At 69.4% G+C, this 13,716-nt stretch carries 15 protein-coding genes; 12 read left to right on the forward strand and 3 right to left on the reverse strand.

What is annotated here, in order from left to right:
* Positions 1 to 32 precede the first annotated feature (32 nt).
* Positions 33 to 317 carry a hypothetical protein gene (locus ACIG5E_RS36460; protein ID WP_396541089.1) on the forward strand — a complete coding sequence of 95 codons (285 nt, stop codon included), beginning with the start codon at positions 33 to 35 and terminating at the stop codon, positions 315 to 317.
* Between the two features lie 11 nt (positions 318 to 328).
* On the opposite strand, the gene ACIG5E_RS36465 is transcribed toward ACIG5E_RS36460, so the two are convergent.
* Complete coding sequence (locus ACIG5E_RS36465) at positions 329 to 2,173, reverse strand: zeta toxin family protein (RefSeq protein ID WP_396541091.1); 1,845 nt, start codon at positions 2,171 to 2,173, stop codon at positions 329 to 331.
* A 42-nt stretch (positions 2,174 to 2,215) separates the two neighbouring features.
* The gene (locus tag ACIG5E_RS36470; RefSeq protein WP_396541093.1) at positions 2,216 to 2,470 is read right to left on the reverse strand and encodes a hypothetical protein; all 255 of its coding nucleotides are present in this window, start codon (positions 2,468 to 2,470) and stop codon (positions 2,216 to 2,218) included.
* 1,237 nt (positions 2,471 to 3,707) lie between these two features.
* Between ACIG5E_RS36470 and ACIG5E_RS36475 the strand changes: the two genes are divergently transcribed.
* The 3 genes from ACIG5E_RS36475 (at position 3,708) to ACIG5E_RS36485 (ending at position 5,516) form a co-directional block, all read left to right on the forward strand.
* Positions 3,708 to 4,340 (forward strand): hypothetical protein, encoded by a 633-nt coding sequence (locus ACIG5E_RS36475; RefSeq protein ID WP_396541095.1) that lies wholly within the window; start codon positions 3,708 to 3,710, stop codon positions 4,338 to 4,340.
* Between the two features lie 107 nt (positions 4,341 to 4,447).
* A complete protein-coding gene (locus ACIG5E_RS36480) occupies positions 4,448 to 4,870 on the forward strand; it encodes a helix-turn-helix domain-containing protein (RefSeq protein WP_360269068.1) in 423 nt (140 codons plus the stop codon).
* A 433-nt stretch (positions 4,871 to 5,303) separates the two neighbouring features.
* Positions 5,304 to 5,516 (forward strand): hypothetical protein, encoded by a 213-nt coding sequence (locus ACIG5E_RS36485; protein WP_396541097.1) that lies wholly within the window; start codon positions 5,304 to 5,306, stop codon positions 5,514 to 5,516.
* Between the two features lie 100 nt (positions 5,517 to 5,616).
* Here the strand turns inward: ACIG5E_RS36485 and ACIG5E_RS36490 are convergent, their stop codons facing one another.
* The gene (locus ACIG5E_RS36490) at positions 5,617 to 6,159 is read right to left on the reverse strand and encodes a hypothetical protein (RefSeq protein ID WP_396541099.1); all 543 of its coding nucleotides are present in this window, start codon (positions 6,157 to 6,159) and stop codon (positions 5,617 to 5,619) included.
* A gap of 67 nt (positions 6,160 to 6,226) precedes the next feature.
* On the opposite strand from ACIG5E_RS36490, the gene ACIG5E_RS36495 reads away from it, so the two are divergent.
* The 8 genes from ACIG5E_RS36495 to istB all read left to right on the forward strand — a co-directional run bounded on the left by ACIG5E_RS36495 (position 6,227) and on the right by istB (position 13,626).
* Positions 6,227 to 7,399 (forward strand): tyrosine-type recombinase/integrase, encoded by a 1,173-nt coding sequence (locus ACIG5E_RS36495; protein WP_396541101.1) that lies wholly within the window; start codon positions 6,227 to 6,229, stop codon positions 7,397 to 7,399.
* Positions 7,400 to 7,401: 2 nt separating this feature from the next.
* On the forward strand, positions 7,402 to 9,171 hold the full coding sequence (locus ACIG5E_RS36500) for a tyrosine-type recombinase/integrase (protein ID WP_396541103.1): 1,770 nt from the start codon (positions 7,402 to 7,404) through the stop codon (positions 9,169 to 9,171).
* 64 nt (positions 9,172 to 9,235) lie between these two features.
* Positions 9,236 to 10,357: a tyrosine-type recombinase/integrase gene (locus ACIG5E_RS36505; protein WP_396541105.1), complete on the forward strand. Its 1,122-nt coding sequence runs from the start codon at positions 9,236 to 9,238 to the stop codon at positions 10,355 to 10,357.
* Entirely contained in the window at positions 10,357 to 10,698 is a 342-nt protein-coding gene (locus ACIG5E_RS36510; protein ID WP_396541107.1) for a helix-turn-helix domain-containing protein, read from the forward strand. Before ACIG5E_RS36505 ends, ACIG5E_RS36510 begins: the two co-directional genes overlap by 1 nt.
* On the forward strand, positions 10,695 to 11,114 hold the full coding sequence (locus ACIG5E_RS36515) for a hypothetical protein (RefSeq protein ID WP_396541109.1): 420 nt from the start codon (positions 10,695 to 10,697) through the stop codon (positions 11,112 to 11,114). The genes ACIG5E_RS36510 and ACIG5E_RS36515 overlap by 4 nt, the downstream gene beginning before the upstream one ends.
* A 57-nt stretch (positions 11,115 to 11,171) precedes the next feature.
* Entirely contained in the window at positions 11,172 to 12,602 is a 1,431-nt protein-coding gene (gene istA / locus ACIG5E_RS36520) for an IS21 family transposase (RefSeq protein WP_396541111.1), read from the forward strand.
* Positions 12,599 to 12,859: a hypothetical protein gene (locus tag ACIG5E_RS36525; RefSeq protein WP_396541113.1), complete on the forward strand. Its 261-nt coding sequence runs from the start codon at positions 12,599 to 12,601 to the stop codon at positions 12,857 to 12,859. Before istA ends, ACIG5E_RS36525 begins: the two co-directional genes overlap by 4 nt.
* Positions 12,856 to 13,626 (forward strand): IS21-like element helper ATPase IstB, encoded by a 771-nt coding sequence (gene istB / locus ACIG5E_RS36530; protein WP_396541115.1) that lies wholly within the window; start codon positions 12,856 to 12,858, stop codon positions 13,624 to 13,626. The genes ACIG5E_RS36525 and istB overlap by 4 nt, the downstream gene beginning before the upstream one ends.
* Positions 13,627 to 13,716 lie beyond the last annotated feature (90 nt).

The raw sequence follows: 13,716 nt of genomic DNA on the forward strand, positions 1-13,716 counted from the left end.
GAGACCGTTCGAAGCCATTGAGGTGGTTCGCCGTGCCTGCTTCCCCGCCCGCATCCCCATCGTCCCCCGAGGACGGCAGCGCCTCCGTCGAGGACGCCGAGGAGGTGATCGGCGCGGTTGCTGTCTGGTGCAGCAGGGAACTGCTGGCCGCCAGGCGCTCGGGAGACCAGCAGCGCCAGCAGGACCTGACCGCGCAACTACAGGTGTGCGGCGAGGACCGGCAGCGGCTCGCGAGCGCCGGGCCCGCCGAGATCGGCCGCATCACCGAGCTGTACACCGAGCGCCTGAGGTTTCTCCAGGCCACCGAGAACGAGTAGGCCGTCTCCGGTCAGCGACCGCAGGCCGGCCCGCTCTTGAGCCCTGGCCTGGCAGGGACGGGCAGAGCGGCCCCCACCGAAGGCACCTCCAGTCGGCGCGGCCGAAGAGCAGCGGGCATGAGCGGGAGGGCCTGGGCGCCGATGGCGACCAGGTCGTCGCGGTACTGCGGCATCGCGGCGTGCAAGGCGCGCTGAACGGCCCAGAACGCAGCCGCCTCCTGATCGGTGTAGGGGCGCGCCTGCTCCGCGAGCAGGGCCAGCGCCGCCGCCGGATGCCGCGGCCGCAGGCGGGTCGGCTGGCTGCGGTACAGGGCCGTGGTGTCACGCCGCATCACGGTGACCTGGTCGACCACCGCCAGCTCCTCGGCGGCCGCGACGACGTCGGGCAGCACATGGAAGTGCACGTCGTGACCGGCCGCGGTGGTGAACCGGGCGGGCACGCCTCGCCCGCTGACCCGCGCGTAGCGGTGAGCGGTGCCCTGGCGGGAGTCGGCCGCGCGCACGGCCAGCACCAGCAGCTCCACCCGGTACCCGGCCCGTCGGAAGGCCTGCGCCTCGGCGGCGAACTTTGCGGGGTCGGCAGGAGTGGTCTCGATGACGAGGTTGCCGCGCCGCTCGCGCACGTAGGCCTCCGCCTTCGCCTGCCAGGCCCGGTAGTCGGCGCGGATCGGCTCCGACGCCCGGCGCGGATCCGTCTTCAGCAGCTGCAGGTAGTCCGGGTGCAGGACCTTGAAGTAGTCGCCCACCAGGTGGACCGGGCTGCTCAGAGACCGGTGGACCAGCCGGGCGGCCCTCGTCTTGCCGGCACCGGGCTGCCCGGCGATGTAGACCACGACCGGCTTCTCCTGACCGACGACCGCGTTCAGCATGGTCGGCACGACCACCGCGTCGAAGACGAAGTCGTGCTCGTCCGTCGACAGCCGGTGGTAGTCGACCCCGGGCGCCTGCCTCAACGGCTGGGCGGTGCGGCGCACCGGTTCGGCCAGCGCCGCCGCGCGTTCGGCGTCCCGGCTCACCGCCAGCGCCCAGTCCCCGGGGATCCGGGAGTCGCCGGCGCGCCGCTCGCAGGCAGCCAGCTCCCGGCGGAACCGGCCGCTCTCGGCCGCGCCCCACGGGCGAGCCCGCTCGGCGAGGACGGCCTGGGCCGCGCGCGCCGGACGGACCCAACGCCCGTCGGTGTCGAGCTCGTTGGCGTACACGCTCTCCAGCACCGTCTCGGTGCCGCGCCGCACCACGAAGATCCGGTCGGCCAGGTGCCCGGCCTCCACCGCGGCGAGCGCATCGGGCAGTACGGCGGCGCAGGCGTCATGGTTGTCCCAGCCCACGTAGCGGGCCCGGCCCTCGACAGCCAGATGCAGGTAGCGGTCCAGGACACCAAGCTGGCTGAACGCTTCGGCCACGGCCAGCGCCACGATCTCCACGTGGTAGCCCGCCCGCCGGTACGCGGCGATCTCGGCCAGGAACTCCTCGGGGCGACCCAGCGCCGCTTCCACCACCGCGTCGAGGCGGTCCTGCCGTAGGCGCGCCTCCAGCTGGGCCTGCCACCCGTAGGTGTCCGTGCGCACCCGCACCCCGGCCGTGCGCACGTCCTCGGCGAGGAACCGCCGGTAGCGGGGATGAACGGCCTTGTAGGCGTCGCGGTCCACCCGCACCGCCCCGCCCCGCCGGGAGAGCGCGGCGTGCACCAGGTCCACGACGAGTGTCTTGCCGCTGCCGGCCTGCCCGGCCACGAACACGACCACCGGGCGTACCTGCGGCAGCCCCCGCACGAACACCCCCGGCAGAATCAGCCGGCGTAGTACTGCCTCGCTTTCGGCGCCGGACAGTACGTCCGGCGCCATGTCCTGCTCGTCCACGGATCTCCTCCCCTTCAAGCCCGACCGCTGGTGTCGGCTGCCCTACTGCGCGTCCGGGGTGTTGTCCGCGGTGGCGGGAAGCGTGACGGGGTAGCGATTGTCGGTCCAGTTGTAGAGCCACTCCTTGTGCACCGTGACCGTGTGGGCCCAGGGGAACAGGCCCTCGGCCAGGCCCAGCACGCGGTCCGCGATGGTGTCCAGCGCCTTGTTGACTCGCGAGGTGTGGATGTTCTTGCTCAGCTTGCGGTGCACGTGGAACTCGAAGCTGATCCGCAGGACCCGGGGTGTGTCGGCCACAGATCCGCCCTCTCACTAGTTGATGATCTGTCAGTTGCCAGAATCTAGTGAGATTGACCAAACTCGTCAAATTTCGACTCTACCCCTTGCCGCAGAGCGGTTGAAGGAGCCCTTTCACCAGAGTGCCCTGTCTCTTGGTGCAGGCAGGTGGCCAGCGGGCCGGCTGGTCGTCGGCCTCCCCTTCGCTCTTCCCCACCCCGGACCGCGCGCCGCCTGCCCTGCCGGACGGCCGGGAACGGGAGGCAACTACAGGACCGACGCGGACCCCGGCCGAGTAAGCGGCTGGGCGCGGCGTGCTCCGCCCCCGCACCCGTGGCCAGCGCCAAGGGCTGCGCTGGACCAGCCCCTGCCGCCTGCCCTGCGCCACCGGATCCGCCGTCAGGGCCGTGGCCGGCCCCGCCGCCGGCCCGTCGCCGCACCGGTCACGCCGAAGACGGCGTGACACTGGGCAGTTGCCATCGAGGAGGTGGCCGGTGTTCGTGCTGGCGGGCCCGCCTGCCGACCCGGCCTGCACCGGGTGCCGGTGCTGCCCGCCCACCGAGCGGTTGCCGACGTCACCACCTGCCGACGAAGACCTTGTTGCCCACCTTCACGACCTGGGAGCGCTGGCCGGGACCACCTGCTGCCGGCACCGGTCGCCGACCCGCATCACCGGCGGCGGCAGGGCACGGGCAGCGACCACCGGAACTCGTAGGCATGGAAAGGGCCGTCAAGGCCCGGGTCCGGCGGCAGCCGGACTTCCATGACTGGCGCAGTGACCCCGGCCGGTTCCGGCCAGCAGGGCCAAACCGAGCCCGGCCCGGGCGGCGGCAGCGGCACGGGCAGCCAGCCCGCCGGAGGCCACCCCGGCGAGAAACCAGCAGGTCAGAGCCCCTGTGGTGGCCGCTGTGACACAAGGTGCCGCCGGGCCGGTGGGTACGGGAGCGCCGGTTCTCCCGCGCGGCGGGTGTATGAGAGAGGCCCGCCAGCAAAATCTGGTCAAAAATGTGCTCTGACCTGCGAAAACGACCATTTTGTGTCAGGCACTGTTTGGCCCTGGCCAGCAGGGCCAAACGCTCTCGACTTTGGCCCTGCTGGCCAGGCCAAACCGGCCGGGGTTATCCACAGGCCGCCGGACCTACTGTCGGACGCAGCCTGGCGACTCGCCGAGGCGGTTCGGCCCTAACGGTAGGGCCAAAGCACTATCACCCGTGATAGTGTCCCGGTGACATTGGATCAAGGAACCTGGAGAGCGCCGATGGCTGACAAGCCCAAGCTGGGCTACGGCGAGCAGCTGGTGACCCGGCTGGACAGCCGGGGGAACGTCGTCTACTCGGTGCAGAAGATCTCGGGCCGCACCTTCGCGGAGTCCGACACCACCAAGGGCTACACGACCGACGCCCCGCTGATGATGCTCACCCTCGCCCAGATGGACATCCCGCAGACCTGGATGCGGACCTGGTGCACCCTGGTCGGCTTTCAGCAGATGAGCGGCAAGGCCCCGCGCCGGGCGCCGCTGGGCATGGTGAAGACCACCCACCGCGACATCAGCGCCGCCTCCGGCGTCTCGCGGACCTACGTCGGCGAGTCCCTGCTGTTCTTCAACGAGATCGGCTGGCTGCGGACCGCTCGCCGCTCGGTCTACCAGCTGAACCCGTTCCTCACCTTCGCCGGCTCCAGCGCGGACCAGGAAGCGGCCCAGGACGTCTGGGTCGCGGAGGTGCCCGAGTTCCTCATGCCGGGCCCGGAGTACGCCGCGGCCTGGCGCAAGGAGCGCCGAGAGGAGCAGCGGTCGGTGGCCAAGGCCGCGAACGTCGTGCTGCTGGGCTCGAAGACGGAGAAGAACGAGATGCCGGCGGCCTCGAAGGCTCGGGTCGTCCGGAGCGCCTGAGACGGCGAGGCCCGCTCCGTTGCACCGGAGCGGGCCTAACCTGACATTGGATGCTCAACGTATCAGCTAGCCGGTGGGCGCCCGCGCCCCTGACTGAGGACACCACCATGACGACCACCCGGTACGTCCCGCCGATCCCCACGACCGAGTACGTGACGATCAGCCGTGAGGCGCTGGCCGTCCTCAGCCTGGTCGAGCTGACCGCGAACAGCTTTCGCCTGGTGAACACGCTCCTGGCTTACCAGGACCCGGAGACCGGGTGCGCCGGCCTTTCCCAGGCCGAGATGGGCACCCTGCTCGGGTTGAGCGCGCCGAGCGTGAACCGGTCCGTGAAGCAACTGGCGGACAAGGGCCTTGCCTGGCTTCTGGAGCCAGGGGTCTACCAGATCCACCCGCTGCTGACCGGCGGGAAGATGCGGGCCGGCCTGGCCTCCGTGCCCCGGATCGACTCGCTCGACCCCGAGCGGTTCGGCGAGCGACTGCGGCAGCGCTACGAAGGCCAGCTCGCCAACCTCGGCATCAGCGCATAGCTGACGAGACCTGCGACGGCCCGGGCAACCGCCCGGGCCGTTTCCGTTGGCCCTGCCAGCAGGACCAAAGCACTACCACCCGTGATAGCGGTTTGGCCCTACCAGCAGGGCCAGCGCATGCATCGGCCCAGGTAAGCGGCAAGCCCCGGTTCTGGCCCTGCTGCCAGGGCCAAATCACTATCACCGGTGATAGCGGTCTGGCCCTACCAGCAGGGCCAGACCGCGAGGTGTACGTCGGCGGTTCGGCAGAACGACGGCTGGTGGTCGGCCCCGAGGGCGACAGGGGAGTGGTAGCTGCGGCTTGACCACTCTGTTCTGCAGATCTGAAACAGTGGCTGGCCTCGGCTGGCCCTGGTGACCAGGGCCAAATCGCTATCACCGGTGGTAGCGGTTTGGTCTCCCCGGTCCGGGCCGGGCTGCGAGACTGGTGATCATGACTGACCGCCGCAGGCTCTCCCTGCGCTTCTCCGAGCCCGTCACCGATGTTCCCGTGCCCGCTCAGTTCGGCGGGCTCCGGCTGCTGCCGGTTGAGCAGGGCGCCGACTTCCGCCAGCCGCCCGGCGAGACCGCGGCCGCGCCCGTACCGGCCCGGCGTCCGCTCGCGGCCGGCGGCCTGACCTTTTCCGACCCCGACCGGCAGACCTGACCGGCCCGATCGTCCCCACCGCAGGCCCGTGACCTGCGGCGGTTTCAAATTTTTGGGCCCTCATCTGAGGGCCCAAAAGTCCCGCCGCTGGCCTGCGGTTCTACCAGCCGTCCATCGCCCGGACGTCGCCGGAGATGGCGTAGCGGCGGCAGGCGAGGATCTCTTCGGTGGTGATGCCGATGTCGTTCGCGAGGCGGGCGAGGCCAGCGTCTTCGGCCTGGCGGTCGGAGACGTAGGCTGGCACGACCTCGAGGGCGAGTGCACCGATGCCGAGCTGGGCGGTGCGCTGCTGGGTGATTGCGTTTCGGCCGGCGCTCACATGGCGGCGCCAGGCCTCGGTGGTGATGCCGTCCGGGGTCGGGCCGGTCTCCAGCTCGGCGGTCGGGATGTCGGGGCGGGCGCGGACCTCGGCGATGGCTGCGGCGACGATCCCGCCGACCGTTCCGGCCGGGAGCGCGGCACCGCCGGCGTCCTGGTGGGCGTCGGCGAGCCGTTCGGCGATCAGGTCGGTGAGCTCCGCGGTGCGGCCCTTGAGGTCGACGACTGCGCGAACCGGCAGGACCAGGTCGGTGCTGTCCCACGCGTTTTTCCAGCCTGTGCTGTAGCTGTTCGGGATGTCCGTGGTGCCCGTGACCACGGACATCCCGTGCTCGTTTGCCGACCGGCATCGTGGTGTTCGCCATGTCCAGGTAGGTCGGCACGGAGGCAACGTGGCACGCAGGCTGTCGCTCGGTCAGCTCAGGGTGCAGGAGATCATCCATCGGGACGGACGGCGGTCCTACACGATTGTCCAGCCGGCCGGTGGCGTACATGCGGGGGCCGAGCGGTTCCTGTCCCAGTACGCGGGCACCGGGTCGGACCGGCCGTACGCGTACCTGCTCGTTGACCATCTGCGGTGGTTGGAGCACGAGGGCTTGGTCCCGGAGAGCGTCGGTTTCCGGGATCTGGAGCGGTATATGGGTGCGGTCGGGGCGAAGGTCGCCGCTCCGCTGAGGTCGCCGTGGCGGGTGGGCAAGCGCCCATACAGCAACAGTGCGCTGTCCTCGGCGGCGTCGTGCCTGAAGGGCTTCTACCTGCGCCAGGCCGAGCTGGGTATCAACTCTGCGCTGGCAGAGGTACTCGACAAACGGCGGATGCCGACCAAGCAGGATCGGGACCGCGCTCTGTTGGGGCACATCACGAAGGACATGGCGGCGAACCCGCTGGCTCCGCGGAGAATCCGCCGTCGGCACCCGAAGATGCTGCCCGACGGCGCCCGCGGGTTGCTGCTGTCGGTGGTGAACTCGGCCCGCGACCGGCTGGTTGTCAACTGGTTGAGCGACGGCGGTTTCCGCATCGGAGAGCTGTGCGGTCTGCATCTGTGCGATCTCCACCTGCGTGAAGGCGCCAGCTGCGGCGAGTGCAGCGCTCCGCACGTCCACGTCTGTCACCGCGAAGGCCTCTTCAACGGTGCCCGGGCGAAGACGAAGCGGCCCTGGGAGCTGGAGGACGGCACGATCCGGGGCGGGCTCATCAAGCGGGTCAGCCCGGCAATGGTCCACGCCTACTTCGACTACCTCACGGGTGAGTACCCCCGCGGCGCGTCCCACGGGATGCTGCTGGTCCAGCAACAGGGACCAGATCGGGGGCTGCCCTGGGCTCCGGAAGGCGCCCGCAAGATGATCAGCAGGGCTGCGGCCCGGGCGGGCCTGGGCAAGGTCCGTCCCCACGCGTTTCGTCATTCCTTCGCGAATGCGGTTCTCGACGCCTCGGACGGCAACCTGGTGGTGGCCCGGGATGCCGGCGGCTGGGCTTCCACGCAGGTGGTCGACGAGATCTACGCCCACCTGGACGTCAACGATCCCGTCTTCAACGCCGCGCTGCTGATGGCGTGGGGTGAGTGAGGATGGAATCGACGTCACCGCTCCGTGTGCTGGCCGACCCGGCCCGTGCCCGTCGCACTCGCGACAGGCTTGAAGTGCTGACCGCTCTGCTCGGCGGCCCGTCGGTCGATCCGCTCTACCGCCACTCCGTGATCAAAATCCCCCCGGACCACTCCGTCTATGGCTGGGCCTGCAAGGTCGCCAGCTGCGGAAACGTCCAAATGTCACACAGAGACATCTGCAGTCCCCACGAGAGGGAATGGCTGCGCGCGCAGCGTGAAGGTGTCACGCGTCGGGTCTTCCTCAACGAGGCTGGGCGGGCCGAGGTCCGGCGGCTCGACCCTGCGGCGGGCACACTAGACCTCGGGAGCCTGCCGCCTCTGACCAGGGCCGAGTTTCAGTGGGGATTGTTCACCCATACACAGCAAGCATCCCGCTACGACTGGCACGCGCGCGAACTCCGCGCCTTCGTTCGTCTCATCCAGGACCACCGTGTCGCGTCGTTGGTCGATCTCTCGGCGGCCGACGAGCACGTGCCCGCCCGTTTCGCCAGCATCCTGCGCGAGATTTCCGCCGAATTGCGGATCGTTTACTTCACCCCGGAGGAGACCAAGGAGGCCGGATACATCGAGACCGAGCACTTCGGGGTTCGCTTCCACCGCTCCCGCAGCGACTTCGATCTCACGCAGGTCTCCCAGCGATGGCTGCGTGACCTTCTCTGGGAGCACCTCGCCGACCGGCTCCGATCGCCCCAGGGGCCAGCGCGCAGAGGGGGCCTGCTCCGCCATGACCGCCGCGCCTGCACCGAACTGAGCGCCTTCCTCGAAGCAGTGGCGCCGGATGGTGGACACGCACCGGCGTTCCTCACCGAGGAGCACATGCGTCGATTCGTCGCCGACCACAACAAGCGCGTCCGGGAGGGCCTGCCGTCCCTGGCCATCCAGCTGGCGAACGGGAAGCCGTCCGTCGTCACCGGTCACACCCGCCGGTTCACCTTTAGCCACGCTCGCGCGATCTTGAGGACCGCGCTGGACAGCGGCGAGGCCGAGCGGATCGGCCTGCCGCGGGCATTCATCACCGCGCTGCCCTACGCGAAGAACCCGGTTGGAGGCAGACGCAACCCGTTCCCCGACGATGTCGCCCAAGCCCTGTCCGACGAGGAGAACCTGCAGCATTTGGCGGACCGATACGATCCCGGCGACCTCGGCATCCGGGATGCCTGGGAAGCCCTGGTGTTCACCGGCCGACGCTGCACGGAGGTACTGGACCTGCGGCTCGAATGCGTCAGCCGTCACGGTGGGCTGCCCCTCCTTTGGCATGACCAGACGAAAGTCGGCAACTACGGAGAGGCGATCCGGATCCCCGAACGGCTCTACCTGCGCATCATGGAGCGGCAGTTGACGACCGTCGCACGCTTTGAGGACCGCCACGGACGCCCGCCCACACCGGCCGAGAAGAAGCTGATGGCGTTGTTCCCCACGCGCGATCGCAACCCGCACGGCCGGGACTCGATCGCCTACACCACATTCCGTGACCGGTTCCGGCAGTGGATCGGCGAGCTCGATCTCGGGACGTGTGTTCCCCACCAGGCCCGTCACACCCTGGCCACCAATCTGCTCCGACACGGCGCGGGCCTGCACCACATCAAGCAGTACCTTGGCCATGTCTCCGGCCGTATGGCCGAGCACTACGCGAACCCTCGGGAATTGCATCAGACGGGCGAGAAGCCGCAGGTCGCCAGCTCACGGAGACGCCCTGATGCTCTCGAAGGCTACTACGAACTAACCGTCTGATCAGGCAGTTTGCCATGGCTGTCCCATCTGATGCAAGATCTGCCCTCTAGAAGGGACGGTCTGTGTGGCGCAACAGCGAACGGTGGCCCTGGCCGGAGCGGCTCAACTGGAGCTGGTCTCCGGGGTGGTCCAGCTGCGTCCGGAGGACGCGATGGTTGCGGCGATGCTGCGCGGCTGGCGGGCCCAGCAGATGGCCCGGGGCCTGAAGGAGGACACGATCGCCGGCCGCGAGCGGCTGATCCGACGCTTCCACGAGTTCACCAACGAGTACCCGTGGCAGTGGCTGCCCGGTCACATGGACGAGTGGTCGGCCTCGCTCACGGGCGAGAGGCATCTGGCGCCGTCCACGATCCGCAGCTACCAGGGCGAAGTGCGGCAGTTCACCGAGTTCCTGATCGACGGCCGCTACGGCTGGGCGACCGCCTGCGAGGACGCCTTCGGCACGCACCCGGTCGCGATCTGCCACGAGTGGAACACCATCGCCCACCTCAACGACTACGAAGGCGACCCGGAGGCGCGGCCTTTCACCCGCGATGAGCTGCAGCGGTTCCTGGACTACGCCGACGACCAGGTCGACCGCGCGGTGCGGTCCAAGCGCAAGGGAGCCCTCGCCGCCTACCGGGACGCCACCCTCTTCAAGGTCGTCTACGGCTGGGGCCTGCGGCGCACGGAGACCTCGAAACTGGACGTGGCCGACTTCGGCCGCAATCCGAAGGCCCGTCAGTTCGGCCGGTACGGAACGCTCAACGTGCGCTACGGCAAGGCGAAACGAGGGCAGCCGCCGCGACGCCGGAACGTGCTGTCGGTCATGGACTGGGCGGTGGACGCGGCCCGGGACTATGTGGAGAACGTCCGCCCGCGCTTCGGCTGCGAGCACCACCCGGCGCTCTGGGTGACCGAACGCGGCGGCCGCGTCAAGCCTTCCGAGATCAACGCCCGGTTCGTCGCCTACCGCGACGCCCTGAAGCTCCCGAAGGCTCTGGTCCCCCATTCCCTCAGACATTCATATGTCACACATTTGACCGAAAACGGTGTAGATAGGCGATTTATCCAGCAGCAAGTAGGCCACGAGTGCGACAGCTCAACGGCCATATACACCCACGTCAGCGACGACTTCATGAACACTGCTCTGAGCAACGCACTCAACCCGGCGTTCGACCAGGCGCCGACCGGGAAGGACCGATGATGGCCGCCAAGCTCGACTACCGCTGGCACCTGCGTCACCTGATGGCGGATCACGGCATGTTCTCCACCACCGACCTCCTGCCGCCACTGGCCCAACGCGGCATCAACCTGTCCTCCAGCCAGGTCTACCGCCTCGTCGTCGAGCGCCCCGAGCGCCTCAGCCTGAAGATCTTGATGGCCCTGCTGGACATCCTGGACTGCACGATGGACGACCTGATCGAACCCGTCGCCGCAGCCGGCGCCGCGCAGAGGCCCAAGAAGGCCGCCGCAGGCGGGACAGCCGCCGAGAGCATCGGCGACCTGCGGCCCAAGCGGGCCAGGATCGCCCCGGTGGACCAGTGACCGACACCATCGACGAGGCCCTGGCGGACCCGGTCGGCCTGATCGTGCGGCTGGTCGCGAACGTCGAACGCGGCTTGGACGCTGCTCGGATCCACGAGGTCGTCGTCGATGTCGCCGGCGGGCGCGCGAAACGCCGCCGCCTGGCCCAACTCCTCTCGGACTGCCCGCAGGTGCTGACGACCGGCGGGCCACCGGTGGCGTGGTCGGTGGGACAACTGCTGCGAGGGCTTCGGGAGGCCGGCGCGACCTCGATAGCCGCCCCACGGTGCGGTGTATGCGGACGAACCCTGACCTACATGATCAGCCGACGGGGATACCTGCTCTGCTCGCCATGTCCGGGTACTACCTCAGGTGCAGAGGTGCGTACGGGTTCAAATGCAGAGGTTCCCCGGCGTGTCGTGATGTCGGGTTCATGAAGTGGGTCACCCTTCGCTCGGGTGTGTGATGAAAGGAGCGAAAGGTGACCCGTCTCTATGATCCTGCAGACGGAGCAGTGGATGGAACTACGTCGTTTCCGGGCCCTGCGTGAGGCCGGGATGAGCATCTCCGAGATCGCCCGGGAGACCGGGACGAACTGGCGGACCGTCAAGAAGTACCTGGAACAGCCCGGGACCGTGGTTCCCGAACGCGGGACGCCGCGCAAGGGCTGCATCCCCCAGGTCGTCACCGCGTACGCGCCGGTGATCGATGCCTGGCTGCGGACGGACATCACGCTGAAGGGCACGGTGATCCACGAACGCCTCGTCGATGCCTACGCCTTCACCGGGCACTACCAGCGCGTGAAGATGTATCTGCAGGAGGCCCGCCCCAGGATCGCCGCCGAGCTCGGGCTGGGCCCTGGTGACATGGACGGACTGCACCGCCGGTTCGAGGTCTTCCCCGGCGCCCAGGCCCAGGTGGACTGGGGCACCGAGGGCAAGCTCCTCGCCCGCTCCGGCATCGAGAAGGTCTACTCCTTCCACATGGTGCTGTCCTACTCGCGGGACCCGTTCTGCTGCTTCACCACGAGCATGGACCTGGCCACCTTCTGGGACTGCCACCGGCGGGCGTTCGCCCACTTCGGAGGCGTCCCGAAGACGATCGTCTACGACCGCACCAAGACCGTCGTGCGCCGCCACGTCGCCCCCGGCAAGGCCGTCCCGCTCCACCCGGAGGCGGTCGCGTTCGCCGGGCACTACGACTTCGACATCGACGTCCTCGCGGCCTACCGCCCCACCGGCAAGGGTCGGGTCGAGCGGCAGGTGACGATCGTGCGCGACCACGTCCTGGCCGGGCGCTCGTTCGCCTCGCTGATGGAGCTGGACGCCGCGTTCGCCGCCTGGGTGCCGCTGCGAAGAGCCCGCACCCACCGCACCCACGGCGAGGTCATCGGGGTGCGGGCCACCCGCGACCACGCCGCGCTGCGGCCGTTGCCCGCCCGTCCCTACATCGTTGCCGACCGGCACCTGCGGCCCGTCGGCAAGGACTGCCTGGTCGCCTTCGAGGCCAGCCTCTACTCGGTGCCGGCCCGCCGGATCCGCCCCCGCCAGCTGGTCGAGGTCCGCGCCGGCCACGACACCGTCTCCCTGCACCTGCTGACCGCCGATCTGACCGGATCGACCCTGCTGGCCGTGCATCCCCGGGCCGCGGTGCGCGGCCAGTGGGTCATCGACAAGACGCACTGGGACGGCCTGCCCGACGGACACACCCGCGCCGTCACCACCGGAGAGCTGACCGACGACCGGCCCGCCGCCCGGGCTGCGGCGTCCTCGACCAGCCCGCTCCAGGACCTGCTCCAGCGCACCGGCGCCGACCAAGTCCCGGTCGGCAGACGCTCGTTGCAGTTCTACGACGAGATCGCCGGCATCCGACCGGTCCGCCTCGTCCCACCGCTCGACACCACGACCGAGAAGGAAACCGCGTGACCCACCAGAGCGACACCGCCGCCGCGAGGCCCCAGACCCCACAGGGCTGGCGGCCCTGGGCTCTGGACGCCGCCCATCTCCTGGAACTCACCGAAGAGTTCTTCCGCCAGGCCGACGAGGGCGTCCACATGGCCCTGGCGGACTTCTGCGCGGCCCGCGGTGAGCACCCCGTTACCGCCCCGGACGGCTACCTCGACGCGCTCGGCCTGACCGCGTTCGCCGTCCGCTCCGACGCGACGGCAGGTGAAACCGCATGAGCGAGCTGGTCACCCACCGGATCCGGGCCACCGCCGCCAAGCTCGGCCTGCCCCACCTGGCCTGCAGCCTCGACCACCTCACCGGCCGCGCGGATGCCGGGAGGATGGGCTACCTCGACTTCCTCGACCTCGCCCTGTCCGAGGAACTCGCCGTCCGCGACGACCGTCGCTTCCACACCGCCCTGCGGCTGTCGAAGCTGCCCCACCATAAGACCCTGGACGACTACGACTTCGCCTTCCAGCCCGACCTCGACCCACGCAAGGTCAAGGACCTGGCCACTCTCGCGTTCATCGAGGCCCGCTCCAACGCCGCTTTTCTGGGCCCGCCGGGTGTCGGGAAGACACACCTGGCCGTGGCCCTCGCGGTCGCGGCCTGCCGGGCCGGCTACTCGGTCTACTTCACCACCCTCGACGACATGGTCCGCAACCTGAGGGCTGCCGACACCGCAGGCCGCCTCACCATCAAGATGCGGACCTACCTGCGCTCCAGCGTCCTGGTGATCGACGAGGTGGGCTACCAGACCCTGACCCGCGACGACGCGAACCTGCTGTTCCAGGTCGTCTCGAAAAGGTATGAAAAGGGCCCCATCCTGCTGACCTCGAACAAGACCTACAGCGAGTGGGGCCAGGTCTTCAGCGACGACGTCCTCGCCACCGCCATCCTCGACCGGCTCCTGCACCACTGCACCACCCTGCCCATCAACGGCCCCAGCTACCGCCTGCGCAACCAGCTCTCCACCCTCGAAGGAGCCCTGGCCGGCATCTGACCCGAATCCGCAGGTAGTGGCCGACGGCCAGTCAGTTGATATCTGGGCTGGCCGTCGGTGCGGGTGAGAGGTGCGCGGGCATGGCGGCGG

Source organism: Kitasatospora sp. NPDC053057 (assembly GCF_044546945.1).
Taxonomy (GTDB): Bacteria; Actinomycetota; Actinomycetes; order Streptomycetales; family Streptomycetaceae; genus Kitasatospora.